This window comes from Flavisolibacter ginsenosidimutans, from assembly GCF_007970805.1.
GTDB lineage: Bacteria > Bacteroidota > Bacteroidia > Chitinophagales > Chitinophagaceae > Flavisolibacter > Flavisolibacter ginsenosidimutans.
Genome location: NZ_CP042433.1, coordinates 3804631 through 3821019 on the forward strand (window position 1 = coordinate 3804631; position 16389 = coordinate 3821019).

Consider the following 16389-nt stretch of genomic DNA (forward strand, 5'->3'; position numbering starts at 1 on the left):
GTTTTGCCTTTATGCGTGTACAGACAAAAACTTTTTTATCTCTTCCTCCAATTCTGCTTTCGTAATGGGCACGCCCATGATTTTGTTGTAGGCTTTTGCATCAATCAAATATTGGTCGCGAATGATCTTCACCAACTGCCCGTTGTTGATTTCGGGAATTAAAACCGTTTTGTAACGCTTCAGCATCTCGCCCAAATTGCGCGGGAAAGGGCGAACGTAACGCAAGTGCGCATGAGCCACCTTGTGCCCTTCTTCCAGCAGTTCCTCAACGGCGGTTTTAATCACACCGTAAGTAGAACCCCATCCGAGTACGAGTACGTCGCCTTCTTCGGGGCCGTTGTCTAACGTTTGTTCCGGAATGTTGAGCGCTATCTTGTCCACTTTTTCCTGGCGGATTTTCACCATCAACTGGTGGTTCTCCGGATCATAGCTTACGTTGCCGGTAATGTTTTCTTTTTCCAATCCACCGATGCGGTGCTCCAATCCCGGCGTACCCGGCACGGCCCAGGGGCGAACCAAATTCTCATCCCGTTGGTAAGGCTGGAATTTTGCCTCGTTGTGACCCAGCTCCGTTTTGAACTTAACATGAATTGGCGGCAGGCTTTCCGTATTCGGATACTTCCAGGGTTCGGCGCCGTTGGCAATGTAGCCGTCGCTCAAAAAGATAACGGGAGTCATGTGTTCAACGGCAATGCGTACGGCTTCGTACACCGCTTCAAAACAATCGCTGGGCGTGGAGGCTGAAACAACCGGCAGGGGCGATTCGCCGTTGCGTCCGTAGTAGGCTTGCAGCAAATCGCTTTGCTCTGTTTTTGTAGGCAAACCTGTTGACGGTCCGCCGCGTTGTACATCAATCACGATCAAAGGAATTTCCAGCATCATGGCCAAACCAAGAGCTTCGCCTTTTAAAGCAAGACCCGGACCCGAGGTGCTGGTAACGCCAATGTGCCCGCCGTACGAAGCGCCGATGGCGGCAGAAATGCCCGCAATTTCGTCTTCGGCCTGAAAGGTTTTGATGCCAAAATTTTTGTGCTTGCTCAACTCGTGCAAAATATCGGAAGCAGGTGTAATGGGATAGGTGCCGAGAAACAAGGTCAAACCGCTTTTTACTGAAGCGGCAATTAATCCATAGGCCAGGGCCTGATTGCCCATGATGCTGCGGTAGCTGCCCGCTTCAATCTTGGCTTTCTCTACTTTGTATTGCGTGGTGAAGGTTTCAGTGGTATCGCCGTAATTATAACCGGCGTGCAAAGCTTTTAAATTACTTTCAAGTATCTCCGGCTTCTTGCCAAATTTTTCTTCCAAAAACTTCTCCGTATTCTCCATCTCGCGGTCGTACATCCAATACAAAAAGCCCAGCACGAACATGTTTTTTGCCCGGTCTTTTTCTTTGGTGCCCATCTGGATGTCCTTCAGCGCTTCACGGGTCATCTTGGTGATGTCCATCTCAATGAGCTCGTAGCCTTCCAGCGAATTGTCCTGCAAAGGATTTACGCCGTCGGGGTAGTTGGCAAGGCGAAGGTTCTTTACGTCAAAGCCGTCGGTGTTGGCAATAATTTTTCCGCCTCGCTTCAAATTTTTCAAATTCGTTTTCAAGGCGGCGGCGTTCATGGCTACCAGTACGTCCCATTGATCGCCGGGGGTATGAATACTTTCACTCGAAAACCGAAGCTGGTAGCCGCTCACACCGGGAAGGGTTCCTTGCGGGGCACGAATTTCGGCGGGAAAATCGGGGAAGGTAGAAAGATCGGCGCCGAGTAAAGCGGTATTGTTGGTAAACTGGGTGCCGGTTAACTGCATGCCGTCGCCGCTGTCGCCGGCAAATTTTATCACAACGTCGTTGAGTACTTCTTGTTTACGGTCCATGCGAACAAAGATAGGCGGCGGGCGGGTTCGACTATCCTGTTGTTTAACGATAAATACGACCCTTAAACATGAAATTCTTTGATGATTTCTTCCAAAACTCTCGGGTAATGCAGATGCTCCAGTGCGTGAATGCGCTGTGCAATATCTCCCGGCTTATCGCCGGGAAGAACGGGACAAGCGGTTTGAAAAATCACATCGCCGTTGTCGTAATGTTCGTCCACGTAATGGACAGTGATGCCGCTTTCCATTTCGCCGGCATTCAAAACGGCTTCATGCACATATTGGCCATACATGCCTCTGCCTCCAAATTTTGGCAGCAGCGCTGGATGAATGTTGACGATGTGTTTGGGATAAGCATCAATCAAAGCCTGCGGTATCTTCCAAAGAAAACCCGCCAGGGCAAGAAAGCATATATCCCGATCTTTTAAAAAAGGGAGATAAGCATCGCCGCGAAAAAAGCGTTCTCTTTCAATCAACAAAACCGATACGCCTTCTTTTTCCGCAATGGCGATAACGCCTGCTCCGGGCTTGTTGCAAACCACCAGCGCCACAGTGGCAACGGAAGATGTTTTAAAATATTGAATGAGTTTTTCGGCGTTGCTTCCCGCTCCTGATGCGAAGACGGCTATTTTAATTTTTGCCTTCTCTTTTTCCATTAAACCGTGACTTTAATTTTTCTGTGTTGGATCCCTTACCCGGCTGTCAACTGGCTTTTCTCAAAACAATGCACAGCTTCAAACAGCACAAAGGCGTTGCTCTTTGCCGTGTCCATCTCCGGGTATCACCCCGGAAGAACCGTGCTTGATTGTTAAAATAAGCGCCGGAAATCGGTCTTTTTCGCCGTTGGAAAATGATTGGCAAAGAGAGGACTTTTTGACGATATTCACACTTGCTTTTTTCAAAACGGATGGGCCAAGGCAGATGCTTAGCGCATCAAAAAAAATGTTGATAAACAAGGGAAAACGCAGCACTGGCGCGGGTTAAAAAAAATTTAAAGCCATTGCCGTTTTGTAAACTTCCTGTCATATTTTTGCGGGCAATTTGAGGAATTATCCACATCTCAGACGAAGAATTTCTATGAATTTTTTACCATCAACTGTTAAGAAAGGTGCGCTGTTCGGACTCCTTTTTTTTCTCTCTCATATCACGCTAATTGCTCAAGACGGCAAGGCAATCTTTAGCGCCAACTGTGCCACCTGTCATGCGTTGGATAAAGTGATAACGGGGCCTGCACTCCGCGGTGTGAACGAACGCGGGCCGTGGACAAACAGGGCAAACCTGCACAAATGGGTGCACAATCCGAGTGCCTTTATCCCAACCACGGAATACACCAAAAGTCTTGCGGCTTCGATGAACGGGCAAATCATGCCCAGCTTTCCCCAATTAACCGACAAAGACATTGACGCCATTTTTGATTACATCGCCAAAGCACCTGCACCCGGTACACCAACCGGAGGCCCAACGCCAACCGGTGAAACGCAGCCTTCCGGCAACGGCGAATTGATCTTCGGCATCATCTCTATTATTCTTGCCATCATTGCACTCATCTTGATGCAGGTGAACAGCAACCTGAAAAAGCTGTCTGATGATAAGGAAGAAATTCTTCGTCCCGAACCGGTTCCTTTCTGGCGCAACAAAATTTACATCGCTTTGTTTGCGGTGATCTTGTTTGTTGTGGGTGGCTTTTACGTGGCAAAAAGCGCCATTGGTTTGGGAAGGCAAAGAGGTTACCAACCTACACAGCCTATCTATTTTTCGCACAAAGTGCACGCCGGCGTTAACCAGATCAACTGTTTGTATTGCCACGGCTCGGCCTGGGAAAGCAAACACGCAGGCATCCCGACCTTGAACATTTGCATGAACTGTCACAAGGCTATCAATGCTTATGAAAAAGGCCCGAAGATTTTGGATGAAGACGGTAAAGAAATTAACGGCACGGCGGAAATAGCCAAGCTTTATCAATACGCTGGCTTTACCCCCGGCCCCGGCGCTACCTGGGACCCATCGAAAGGCAAATCGCCGCAATGGGTGAAAATTCACAACCTCCCCGACCACGTTTATTTTAACCACGCACAACATACCCGTGTTGGCGGCGTACAATGCCAAACCTGTCACGGCAATATTCAAGAGATGAACAAAGTTTTCCAGGCTTCTGAATTAAGCATGGGCTGGTGCATCAACTGTCACCGCGAATCGAAAGTGCAGTTCAACTACAACGACAGCACGGGCAACAAGTTTTACAGCATTTACGAGAAATTCCACAACGATATTAAATCCGGTAAAATGGACAGCGTAACCGTAAAAGATATCGGTGGCTTGGAATGCCAAAAATGTCACTATTAAAATCAATTTGCAAATAGGCAAATGTGTAAATAGGCAAATGGACGAACTGTAACTTACGTTTTCCACATTGGCACATTGGCACATTAGCGCATCAGCACATTAAACCATGAGCGATAAAAGATACTGGCAAAGTTTCGCTGAGTTAAACCATAAAGAAGAGGTACAAAAAAAGAGCAAGGACGAGTTTGCGGAAGAATTGCCCTTTGGTGAGTTGGAAGAAGGCATTTTGGATGCCAAAACGCCACGCCGTGACTTTTTGAAATACCTTGGTTTCAGCACCGCAGCAGCCACCATTGCGGCTTCCTGTGAAGTGCCGGTACGCAAGGCCATGCCTTACGTAAACCGCCCCGAAAATTTAACGCCGGGCGTTGCCAAATATTTTGCTTCTACGTATGTGCAGGACGGCGACGTGGTGCCGGTAGTCGTGAAGGTTCGCGAGGGCCGCCCCATTAAAATTGAAGGAAACACTTTGTATCCTTTTACACAAGGTGGCACATCTTCACGTGTACAGGCATCGGTGCTCGATTTATACGACATGTACCGCACGCCTCATCCAAAGCGCAAAAGCGGAAACAGCTTTCAGGAAATTCCCACCTTTGAACAGGTTGACCAGCAAATAGCAGCAGCAGTAGCAGGTCTTGGCGGCTTGCCGGTTGTCTTGCTCACCAGCACCATCGTTTCTCCTTCTACCAAACAAATCATTGCAGAATTTCTAGCCAAAAACCCGGGAAGCCGTCACGTTCAATACGACGCCATTTCTTATTCGGGGTTGATTGCTGCAAACGGTGGAAAAATCCCGGCGCACAATTTCGACAGAGCTGATGTTGTTGTGAGTCTTGGTGCTGATTTTCTCGGAACATGGCTTTCGCCCGTTGAATTTGCCCGCGCCTGGAGCGTGAAGCGCAAGATCAACGAGAAGGCCGTGGCCATGAGTAAGCATTACCAGTTTGAAAGCTATTTGAGCATGACCGGCGCCAATGCCGATGAACGCTTTACGCACCGCCCGTCAGAAACCGGCGCAGTGGCTCTGGCTCTCTTGGCTGCCATGGGCGGTGGTTCTGCACCTTCTTTGCCTACACCGTTAGCGCAAGCTGTTACAAAGGTGGCCAATGATTTAAAAGCACACAACGGACGAGCCTTGGTTGTTAGCGGAAGCAACGATCCAAACGTGCAAACTGTTGTTCGCGAAATCAACCGTTTGGCCGGCGCTTTCGGAACGACCATAGATACGGCAACAACCTTAAACTTCCGCCAGGGGGATGACGCAGCTTTCGCCACGTTGGTTGACGACATGAACGCTGGCCGTGTGGGTGCTTTATTGATTTATGGCCCCAATCCTGCCTACGATTATTTTGATGCCGACAAGTTCAAAGCCGGCCTTGCAAAAACAAAGTTGTCGGTTTCGTTCAACGAGAAATTAGACGAGACGTCTGAGCTTTGCCAATATCTCATTCCTGCGAATCATTACCTCGAAAGTTGGGGTGATGCGGAGCCAAGAAGCGGTTATATTAGTTTCATTCAGCCGACTATTTTCCCGCTGTTTAAAACCCGCCCTTTCCAAACCTCTTTGTTGAAATGGAGCGGGAATAATACCGATTACGAAACGTACTTCCGTACGTACTGGACAGGCAAACTTGGCGGCCAAGCCGGCTTTGACAAGGTTTTGCAAGACGGTGTGCTGGGCAACGCAAAGCCGTCTTTCGCTACGACCACCGCAGCAGCGGTTGTTGATACGGTAAGAACAGCTGTTACAACTCCCGTTACAACGACCGCAACAAGGGCCGACACAGCGCAGACGGGTAACGTGGGCGCCGCTGTTACTGCGCTTTCATCGGCACGCAAAAGCGGCAAGGATGAAGTGGTGTTGTACCAAAAAGTTTCGCTTCTTTCCGGCAAGCAATCAGGCAATCCCTGGTTAATGGAAGTGCCCGACCCGATAACAAAAGCTACGTGGGACAACTATGCTATGATCTCGACCAAAAAGGCCGAAGAACTGGGCATAGATTACAAGTCAATGGAGTATGAATACTACCAAGACAAGCCGGTAGTTGAATTCACTGCGAACGGCAAAAAAATAACGCTTCCGGTTTTGGTCATTCCAGGCATGGATGCCAATACAATCGCCATAGCAGTAGGATATGGACGCAGCAAGAATTTTAATCCGGCGATGTTTGAAGAAAAAGGAATAGGCCAAAACGTTTATCCATTTGCCCGCTGGAATGCTGCGACGAGAACGATTGATTATACAAACGACGTAACCACATCGGCCAAGCCGGTAGATACCTATAAAATTGCCCGTTCACAGGTTCACAATTCTTACGAAGGAAGAACCGAAGTGGTAAAAGAAACCACGCTGGCAACCTTTAAGGCAAAGCCCGAAGCATTTCGGAAGTTTCGCGAGGAATTGAAAGAAGACTTTGCGGCCCGCACCGGTAACTACCGCGCCGAAGGCACGCTGTACGACGACCCGGCATTAAGAACCCACGAGATCAAGTGGGGCATGAGCATAGACCTCAATAGCTGTATTGGTTGCGGTGCCTGCGTGGTGGCTTGCCATCTGGAGAACAACGTTCCCGTGGTAGGCAAGAACGAAGTGCTGCGAGCTCACGAAATGCACTGGCTGCGCATTGATCGCTACTTTGTAACGGATGAGAAAAATCCAGACAATCTGAAGACAGTCGTTTTCCAGCCCATGCTTTGCCAGCACTGTGAAAATGCGCCTTGCGAAAACGTTTGCCCGGTCGCGGCTACGATGCACAACTCCGAAGGCATTAACCAAATGGCTTACAACCGTTGCATCGGTACGCGCTATTGCGCCAACAACTGTCCGTATAAAGTACGCCGTTTTAACTGGGGCGATTACACCGGCGCCAGCACACACGGTGTATTAGGCCCGAGCAGTGGCGTGGGTGAATTGAACCAGGTTGTTCATCAAATGAACGACGAATTGACCCGCATGGTGCTAAACCCGGATGTTGTAACCCGCAGCCGCGGTGTAATGGAGAAGTGCAGTTTCTGCGTTCAGCGGACACAGCTAGGCAAACTGCAGGCGAAGATGGAAAATCGTCCGCTTGGGGGCGATGACGTGACGTCGGCTTGTGCGCAAGCTTGTCCTACAAACGCCATTGTGTTTGGTAATGCTTACGATAAAAACAGCAGCGTAGCCAAAATGAGAGCCGACAACCAGCAACGTTTGTTCTATGTAATTGAGCAGATTCACACTTTACCGAATGTGAACTATCTGGCCAAAATCAGAAACACAGATGAACTGATTGTGAGCGAAGAAAATGCGAACGAACACGCGGCGCAGCAGCACAGCGAACCCGCAACGCCGCAACAGGAACCGGCAACGGAAGGACACAAGTAAGCTATCAGCATTTAGCCTTCGGCAGTTGGCGAAATGCAGATAATTAAAATAAGAAAACGAAGTATTAAAAAGCTGACAGCCGAAAGCTGACAGCTCATAGCTTATCAATATGGCATTACTTAAATACGAATCGCAGGTTAGACCCCCGCTGGTTGAAGGAAACAAGGATTATCACCAGGTCAGTGAAGACATTTGCCGCCCGGTGGAAGCCACACCTTCCAAACTCTGGTGGATTGGCTTTATCGTTTCGGTACTGTGTTTATTGTTCGGTGTTGTTTCGGTAACACGCGAAGTTTGGTTCGGTACTGGACAATGGAATCTGAACCGCACCGTAGGTTGGGGCTGGGACATTACCAACTTCGTATGGTGGGTAGGTATCGGTCACGCCGGAACGCTTATCTCCGCCATTCTTTTGCTGTTCCGCCAAGGATGGAGAACAGGGGTAAACCGTGCGGCGGAAGCCATGACCATCTTTGCGGTGATGTGCGCCGGCCAGTTCCCGATCTTTCACATGGGCCGTGTTTGGGATGCCTTTTTTACCCTGCCTTATCCAAATTCCCGCGGGCCGCTCTGGGTGAACTTTAACTCTCCGCTGCTATGGGACGTGTTTGCCATCTCTACGTACTTTACCGTTTCGCTTTTATTCTGGTATGCAGGTTTGCTCCCGGATTTGGCAACCTTAAGAGACCGTGCAAAAGAAAAATGGCGCAAATATTTTTACGGGGTGGCTTCTTTTGGCTGGTCGGGTTCTACCAAGCACTGGCAGCGTCACGAAGCTTTGTCGCTGGTATTAGCGGGACTTGCAACGCCGCTGGTGCTTTCGGTTCACACCATTGTATCCTTTGACTTTGCTACGTCGGTAATTCCAGGCTGGCATACAACTATCTTTCCTCCTTACTTTGTTGCGGGTGCCATCTTCTCAGGCTTTGCAATGGTGCAATCGCTTTTGTTGGTAACAAGAAAAGTTTTACATCTTGAAGACTACATCACCATTGAGCACATCGAGGTGATGAACAAAGTAATTGTGCTGACCGGTTCTATTGTAGGTATAGCTTATTTGACGGAATTGTTCATCGCCTGGTACTCACACGTAGAATACGAATGGTTTGCTTTTCGTTACAACCGCGTTGATTTGTCGAGCCCTTACGGCTGGAGCTATTACTTAATGATGGGATGTAACGTGTTGTCGCCACAAATCTTCTGGTTCCGCAAAATGAGAAGAAGCATTCTGGTAACCTTCTTTATGTCAATACTGGTAAACATCGGTATGTGGTTTGAACGTTTCGTGATCATCGTTACCTCAATTTACCGAGATTACCTGCCATCAAGCTGGAGCCCGTATTATTCGCCCACAATCTGGGAGGTTGGTTTCTACATAGGCACTTTCGGTTTGTTCTTTACCTGTTTCTTCTTGTTCAGCAAATTCTTCCCCGTTATCGCAATAGCCGAGATCAAGCATATCCTGAAAAAAAGCGGCGAGAATTACAAGGAAAAAATGGACGTGATCGAACAGGAGTCGGTAGAAGAGTTTGCGCACGAGTATGCGCACTGAGAATTGAAAATTTAGAATTTGAAATTTGAAATCATTCTATGCCAGTAAAAAAATTTGTGGTTGCTTGTTTTGATGATGAGGCAACGTTGTTCCCGGCGGTAAAAAGTGTGCGCAAAACAGGCTATAAGATTCACGACGTATATACGCCGATGCCGATACACGGTTTGGATGCGGCCATGGGCCTACGCGACACGAGCTTACATACGGCGGGTTTTATCTATGCCATTGCAGGCACAACAACAGCTTTCAGCTTTATCACCTGGACGCTTACTTATGACTGGCCACTGAACATCGGCGGCAAACCTTTCTTCTCTCTTCCGGCATGGATACCCATTATGTTCGAGTTGACGGTTTTGTTTTCGGCCGTGGGCATGGTGCTTACGTTCTGCTACCTGTGTCAAATGGCGCCGTTTGTGAAAAAAGACCATTTTCACCTTCGCGCTACCGACGATCTTTTTGTGATGGCCATTGAGTGTACTGATAAAACGAACGACCAGGAAGCATCGGATTTCTTAAAAAATCTCGGCGCCGTAGAAGTAAGTACGCAATACAAAGAAACCGGCTGGTGGATTGGCCGCTATGATAAAGAGACAAAAATATTTGGCAAACCCGTTGAACCAGCCATTGCCCAATCTTAATTATACAGTTGGATGAAAAAAATAGTTATAGCTGCTCTTGGTTTTTCCTTTAGCCTTGGCCTTGTGAGCTGTGGCGGCGCAAAGGGCGATGATCCGGGACATTCTTATATGCCCGACATGTATTATAGCCGTGCTTACGAAGCCTATGGTTACAACGATGTGGGTGGTGAACGCGACAGTCTCGCTGCAAGAGGCATTAGTTACAATGCTCTGCTGGTCCCCGGAACGGTGGCTCGCGGCGATCTCTTACCTTATCATTTAACAAGCGATTCGGCTGGTTTAAAAGCGGCCGACGCCCTGAAGAACCCAACAGACAGCTCTTCAAAAAAAGAGGCCATCATGAAAGAAGCCGAGCGGCTCTACCTCGTGAATTGCGGCATTTGTCACGGTCCGGCGTTGGACGGCAACGGACCTTTGTATAAAGGTGGTGACGGACCGTATCCGGCGGCTCCACGACCTCTGAACGGAGACTATGCAAAAAATCTCAGCGACGGAAGTATTTATTATACGATCACCTTTGGTAAAAACGCAATGGGAAGCTACGCTTCTCAGTTAAGGCCAGAGCAACGCTGGATGGTGATCAATTACATCCGCAGCAAACAAGGCGGAGCAGCAAGTGATAGCACGGCAAAAGGTACGGCAATAACTGCACAAGCCTCAATGGGTTCCGCAGCAACAACAGACTCTACCAAGAAGGCAAAACCATAATTCGCTTATTGAACAAACAGAACGTAATGACACTGAGAGAACAATTTGTTATACCCAAAAAATACAACACCTTGTCGCTGGCATTTATGGCGGTTGGCGTGTTGTCCATCATTATTCTATTCATCACGCACGGCACCAGCAGCGATGAACACGTGGCCGCACGCTTTTGGGCTTCCATCTTGCAAAACAGCGTTTACTTTTTGTTGGTGACCAATGCAGCAATGTTCTTCATTTGTGCCACAACGTTGGCCTGGGGAGGCTGGCAAATGTCTTTTCGAAGGGTATCCGAAGCCATTTCAACCTGCGTACCGGTTATTGGCGTTATCGCACTCGCCATTTTGCTTGCGCTGATTTTTGGAAGCAACCACGTTATTTACCATTGGGCCAGCCCCGATGCCGTGCACGATCCTGCCATAGAACACAAATCAGGCTTTTTAAATAAAGGATTTTTTGCCGTGTGGACCGTAATCACGATTGCAGGCTGGTGGCTGCTCGGCAAAAAAATGCGGCAGCTTTCGCGCAGCATTGACGACCGTCCTTTGACAATTGCAGAAGGGAAAAAATACATTTGGAACAATACGGTTTGGGCCGCGGTTTACACGGTTTTCTTTGCGCTTACCGTTCTTTCTTCTATTCCGTGGCTTTGGCTCATGAGCATTGATGCGCACTGGTATTCTACCATGTATAGCTGGTACACTTTCGCTTCTGTTTTTGTGGCGGCTATAGCTCTCATCACTCTTTTTGTGGTGTACTTGAAAAATAATGGTTACCTGGAGCTGACAACGAAAGAACATCTGCACGATTTGGGAAAATTCATTTTTGCGTTTTCCATTTTCTGGACCTATTTGTGGTTTGCTCAGTTTATGCTGATCTGGTATGCCAACATTCCGGAAGAAACAATTTATTTCAAACCAAGATTGCAAGGGCCGTATCGGGCAATCTTCTGGTTAAATCTGATCATTAACTTCTTGGCTCCTTTGTTACTGTTAATGAAGAGGGCGCCAAAGCGGAATTACGGAACCATTACCATGATGTCGGTATTAATCCTGTTTGGTCACTGGCTCGATTTCTATCAAATGGTAATGCCAACGGCGGTAATGAACCCGGAAACAAAACAGACGTACGTGCCCAACATGCTGGCCGATTTGGGAATTGCATTAGGGTTTGTTGGGTTGATTATGTTTGTAACGGTCCGTTCGCTTGCAAAGCATCCGCTCGTTGCAAAAAACCATCCGTTCCTGAAAGAAAGCATTGTACACCATACCTAAGCGAATTATTGATTACCGCTTTCTCATCTCTAAGTGAGAAGTAGTAGTCGGGAATTAGAAATAAGAAATTGAATTAGAATATGTCATCTATCTGGATAATCGTTGCGTTTATTTTGGGTTTTCTGATCGTGTTTCAGATTGCCAAGGCAAGTGAATACGTAGCCATTTTACACGGTGAGGAAAAAACACGACGCGATTCGAACCGTGTAAACGGTTTTATGCTGCTGATTTTTTTAGTGGCGGGATTGTTTGGTGTGTGGTACTGCAATCACGCCCTGAAAGACAGAATCCTTGGTGAAGCCGCTTCTAACCATGGCGAAAAAGTGGACACAATGCTGTACATCACGCTGGCTATTACGGCTGTGGTTTTCGTGATTACGCAAATCGCCTTGTTTTGGTTTGCTTATAAATACCAGGAAAAAGAAGGACGTAAAGCATTTTATTATCCGCACAACAATAAACTCGAATTGATCTGGACGGTTATTCCGGCAATTACCTTAACGGTGCTCATCGGTTTTGGTCTATACTATTGGTATGCAATTACGGGAGAAGCACCCAAAAACGCACAAATAGTAGAAGTAACGGGCAGCCAGTTTAAATGGGAATTCCGTTATCCGGGTGCCGACGGACAATTGGGGAAAAAATATTACCGGGAAATCAGCGCAAATAATCCACTAGGGCAAATATGGACAGACCCGGCAAACCATGATGACGTGGTGGGCAGTCAGGAAATGCACCTTGTGGTGAACAAGCCAGTAAAGCTTATCATCGGTTCTAAAGACGTCATTCACGACGTTGGGCTTGTGCATTTCCGCATGAAGATGGACGCCGTACCGGGACAACCAACGACAATGTGGTTCACGCCAAAATTTACCACAAGGGAAATGAAGCAGAAATACGGCGACGATTTTGAATACGAAATTTCTTGCGACCAGATGTGCGGACGCGGCCACTTTAGCATGAGGGGAACGGTTGTGGTGGAATCGCAGGCAGAATTTAACATCTGGTTGAAAAAGCAAAAATCGCAATACGCAACCGTAATGGAAGCAGAGAAAGGAGCGCCGGCCGCACCCGCCGCTGATAGCGCTAAAAACAAAACCACTGCCCTGAACGCAGTACCGGTAAAATCAATTCAATAATCCTGTTGCGAGTCTACAATTTATGATGAACAACAAAAAGAACTTGATATGAACAACGACCAGACAATACACGTGCACCAGGGAGCGGAAGGTACCCATGAAGTGCTTGGCAATGGTCACGGAAATGGCCATGATCACCATCACAAGCAGAGTTTTATTACAAAATATATTTTCAGCCAGGACCATAAAGTCATCGGCAAACAGTTTTTGATTACGGGCATTATCTGGGCCATTATCGGTGCCCTGTTTTCCGTACTGTTCCGTCTTCAATTAGGTTTTCCCGATGAAAGCTTTCCCATTCTCGAAACGGTTTTTGGAAAATGGGCGAAGGGTGGGCACATTGAGCCTGAGTTCTATTACGCATTGATCACGATGCACGGAACCATCCTTATCTTTTTTGTATTAACAGCCGGCCTTAGCGGAACCTTTGCAAACATTCTTATTCCCTTGCAGGTAGGTGCCCGCGACATGGCTTCGCCGCTGATGAACATGATGTCTTATTGGTTCTTTTTCCTGGCCAGTGTTGTAATGATTACTTCACTGTTCATCTCAACGGGTCCTGCCTCCGGCGGGTGGACGATGTATCCGCCGTTAAGTGCTTTAGGCCAAGCCAATATTGGTTCGAAACTGGGAACGGATTTGTGGCTCGTCTCAATGGCGTTGTTCGTTGTGCAGGGATTGTTGGGCAACTTAAACTACATCACAACAATTTTGAACATGCGCACAAAAGGCATGAGCATGACGCGTATGCCGCTGACAATTTGGAGTCTGTTCTTTACAGCCATTCTGGGTGTACTTTCTTTCCCGGTATTGTTGTCGGGTTTCATTCTGCTGTTGTTCGATAGAAATTTAGGCACGTCGTTTTATTTAAGCGACATCTATGTAGCAGGGCAAGCTCTACCCAACGAAGGAGGCAGTCCTATCCTTTACCAACACTTGTTCTGGTTCTTGGGTCACCCCGAAGTATATATCGTTATCCTTCCTGCCATGGGAATCGTGTCGGAAGTAATGAGCGTGAATTCAAGAAAACCCATTTTCGGTTACATGGCGATGGTTGGCTCTTTGTTCGCCATTTGCATCCTTGCCTTACTGGTATGGGCGCACCACATGTTTGTTTCGGGCATGAATCCGTTCTTGGGATCTGTGTTCGTGCTCTTAACGTTATTGATTGCTATTCCGTCGGCAATCAAAGTATTTAACTGGCTTACCACCATCTGGCGGGGCAACATACGATTTACACCCGCAATGCTTTTCTGTCTCGGATTTGTGAGTGTATTTATATCGGGCGGATTAACGGGTATCTGGATGGGAAACTCTACGATTGACATTCACATCCACGACACTTATTTCATCATTGCACACTTTCACCTCGTAATGGGAGTGGCGGCGTTCTTTGGCATGTTCGCGGGTGTTTACCACTGGTTCCCCAAAATGTTTGGACGCTATTTAAACAACACGTTAGGTTACATCCATTTTTGGGTAAGCATGGCGGGTGCATACCTGATCTTTTGGCCTATGCACTACATGGGTTTGGCCGGCGTGCCGCGCCGCTATTTGGATTTCACCCTGTGGAAGTCTTTCAATCAGTTTGCAGACCTCAACAAAATGATCTCCGTCGTTACCATCATTGTCTTTGCGGTGAACCTTATGTTCGTATTCAACTTCTTCTATTCCATTTTTAAAGGCAGAAAAGTACGTACGTTAAATCCTTGGGGTGCAACGACGCTGGAGTGGACAACGCCCATCAATCCAGGCCACGGGAACTGGGTAGGTGAAATTCCGGAAGTGCACCGCTGGCCTTATGATTATGCCAAAGATGGTCGCGACTTTATTCCGCAAACCGAGCCATTGAACCCGAACGAATCGAAACACTGATAAACGTGGAAATGAGGAGATACGAAGGTGTGCAGATAGGACAATTCAATAAAAGTTATTTGAGATAGTTTTGTTTGCAACGCAAAAAAAGAATTTGAAAGACGAAGCAAACAAGGCAAAGAACAGCAGGCTGCGGGATTATCTGCAGCTTACGAAGCCATCGTTAACCATTATGGTTGTGTTTTCCAGCGTGATTAGTTACTTGCTGGCGCCAAAAGTGGTGGAATACGATTGGCTGATGATTGCTCTTTTATTTGTGGGAGGTTATTGCGTAACGGGAAGCGCTAACGCAATGAACCAGGTTGTTGAAAAAGATACGGATGCTATGATGAAACGTACGGCAAGCCGGCCCGTAGCATCCGGTAGAATGAGCGTGAAGGAAGGATGGATCTTTTCAATTGTCGTTGGTGTTGTCGGCGTGTTTTTGCTGACGTATTTCTTCAACCCGTTAAGTGGAATGCTGGCTGCTTTTAGCCTCTTTCTTTATGCGTTTGTGTATACACCGCTAAAGAAAGTAAGTGCCATTGCAGTGTTGATGGGAGCTGTGCCGGGCGCCTTGCCTTGCCTCATTGGCTGGGCGGCTGGAAATGACGCGGTATTTGGTTACGGCGAAGTAAAAAACTGGGGTGGATGGGTTTTGTTCTTTTTACAATTCTTGTGGCAGTTTCCGCATTTTTGGGCCATTGCCTGGATAGCGCACAAAGACTATTCGGGAGCAGGGTTCCGTTTACTGCCGGCAGAGAAAGGACCAACAAAGTTTACGGCCATTCAAACGGTGATGTATGCAGTTTTGCTGATTCCTGTTTGCGTGCTGCCTTACGTGATTGAACTAACGGAGTTCGGCACAACGAAAGGCAAAGTCTGTTTGGTTTTGGTGATGTTGGCTAATTTGTTTTTGGTAGGACAATGCGTTCGTTTGTACCGTGAGATGAATGCGAAAGCAGCAAGACGGGTAATGTTCAGCAGCTATATTTATTTGCCCATTGTTTTGCTTGCTTTCCTGGCAAGTAAAACATAGATAAACATATTCGTTCATAAAGAAATCGTGTTACAGTGACAGTGAGTACAGAACAAAGAAATAAAATTCATCCACACAAGTTTACCTTGTGGGTTGCCATTGCCAGCATTGTAATGATGTTTGCGGGGTTGACCAGTGCGTACATTGTAAAAAGCGGGCAGGCCGGCTGGCACGAAGTAAAAACGCCTACTATTTTCATCGTGTCAACGGCAACGCTGTTTATAAGCAGCATTACCATTCAGGCCGCTCTCCGAAGCTTTAAGCAAAAAGCAATGGCGGCCTACCGCAGTTTACTGCTGGTAACCTTGGTGCTGGGGCTTGCGTTTGTGGTAATGCAGTGGAAAGGATTTAATTGGCTTTGGGATCACGGCGTGCATTTTCAGGGCGCATCGGGAGCCGGACAGTTTTTGTACATCATTTTCGGCTTGCACGCATTACACGTGGTAGGAGGAGTGGTCGCTCTCATTGTATTGCTGTTGCGGCAATATGTTGGAAACGTGCGAACCTACAATGCAACACCCATCGAAATCATGAGCACCTACTGGCATTTTGTGGACTTGCTCTGGATTTATTTGGTGGTGTTTTTTATTTGGATCGGATAAAAGGTTTGTGGTT

The 16389-nt window shown here is 47.5% G+C and carries 12 protein-coding genes; 10 read left to right on the forward strand and 2 right to left on the reverse strand.

The genetic code is table 11. From position 1 onward, the window contains the following. Positions 1 to 9: 9 nt before the first annotated feature. Together FSB75_RS16130 and purN are read right to left on the reverse strand one after the other, a co-directional pair. On the reverse strand, positions 10 to 1866 hold the full coding sequence (locus tag FSB75_RS16130; protein WP_146789597.1) for a 2-oxoacid:acceptor oxidoreductase subunit alpha: 1857 nt from the start codon (positions 1864 to 1866) through the stop codon (positions 10 to 12). A 62-nt stretch (positions 1867 to 1928) separates the two neighbouring features. Next, entirely contained in the window at positions 1929 to 2522 is a 594-nt protein-coding gene (purN, locus tag FSB75_RS16135) for a phosphoribosylglycinamide formyltransferase (RefSeq protein WP_146789599.1), read from the reverse strand. Positions 2523 to 2943: 421 nt separating this feature from the next. On the opposite strand from purN, the gene FSB75_RS16140 reads away from it, so the two are divergent. From FSB75_RS16140 to FSB75_RS16185, 10 genes are all read left to right on the forward strand, one after another. Continuing rightward, positions 2944 to 4209: a c-type cytochrome gene (locus FSB75_RS16140; RefSeq protein WP_146789601.1), complete on the forward strand. Its 1266-nt coding sequence runs from the start codon at positions 2944 to 2946 to the stop codon at positions 4207 to 4209. Between the two features lie 106 nt (positions 4210 to 4315). Beyond that, the gene (locus FSB75_RS16145; protein ID WP_146789603.1) at positions 4316 to 7576 is read left to right on the forward strand and encodes a TAT-variant-translocated molybdopterin oxidoreductase; all 3261 of its coding nucleotides are present in this window, start codon (positions 4316 to 4318) and stop codon (positions 7574 to 7576) included. Between the two features lie 109 nt (positions 7577 to 7685). After that, positions 7686 to 9128 carry an NrfD/PsrC family molybdoenzyme membrane anchor subunit gene (gene nrfD, locus FSB75_RS16150; protein WP_146789606.1) on the forward strand — a complete coding sequence of 481 codons (1443 nt, stop codon included), beginning with the start codon at positions 7686 to 7688 and terminating at the stop codon, positions 9126 to 9128. Positions 9129 to 9166: 38 nt separating this feature from the next. Beyond that, positions 9167 to 9766 (forward strand): DUF3341 domain-containing protein, encoded by a 600-nt coding sequence (locus tag FSB75_RS16155; protein WP_146789608.1) that lies wholly within the window; start codon positions 9167 to 9169, stop codon positions 9764 to 9766. Positions 9767 to 9778: 12 nt separating this feature from the next. Further along, on the forward strand, positions 9779 to 10474 hold the full coding sequence (locus tag FSB75_RS16160; protein WP_146789612.1) for a c-type cytochrome: 696 nt from the start codon (positions 9779 to 9781) through the stop codon (positions 10472 to 10474). 26 nt (positions 10475 to 10500) lie between these two features. After that, complete coding sequence (locus tag FSB75_RS16165) at positions 10501 to 11742, forward strand: quinol:cytochrome C oxidoreductase (RefSeq protein WP_146789614.1); 1242 nt, start codon at positions 10501 to 10503, stop codon at positions 11740 to 11742. Between the two features lie 80 nt (positions 11743 to 11822). After that, positions 11823 to 12881, forward strand: a complete 1059-nt coding sequence (locus FSB75_RS16170) for a cytochrome c oxidase subunit II (protein ID WP_146789616.1) — start codon at positions 11823 to 11825, stop codon at positions 12879 to 12881. Positions 12882 to 12929: 48 nt separating this feature from the next. Then, positions 12930 to 14756 carry a cytochrome c oxidase subunit I gene (locus tag FSB75_RS16175; protein ID WP_146789618.1) on the forward strand — a complete coding sequence of 609 codons (1827 nt, stop codon included), beginning with the start codon at positions 12930 to 12932 and terminating at the stop codon, positions 14754 to 14756. A 94-nt stretch (positions 14757 to 14850) separates the two neighbouring features. Next, positions 14851 to 15774: a heme o synthase gene (gene cyoE / locus FSB75_RS16180; protein WP_227990606.1), complete on the forward strand. Its 924-nt coding sequence runs from the start codon at positions 14851 to 14853 to the stop codon at positions 15772 to 15774. 41 nt (positions 15775 to 15815) lie between these two features. Beyond that, entirely contained in the window at positions 15816 to 16376 is a 561-nt protein-coding gene (locus FSB75_RS16185) for a cytochrome c oxidase subunit 3 (protein ID WP_227990608.1), read from the forward strand. The last annotated feature ends 13 nt before the right edge of the window (positions 16377 to 16389 follow it).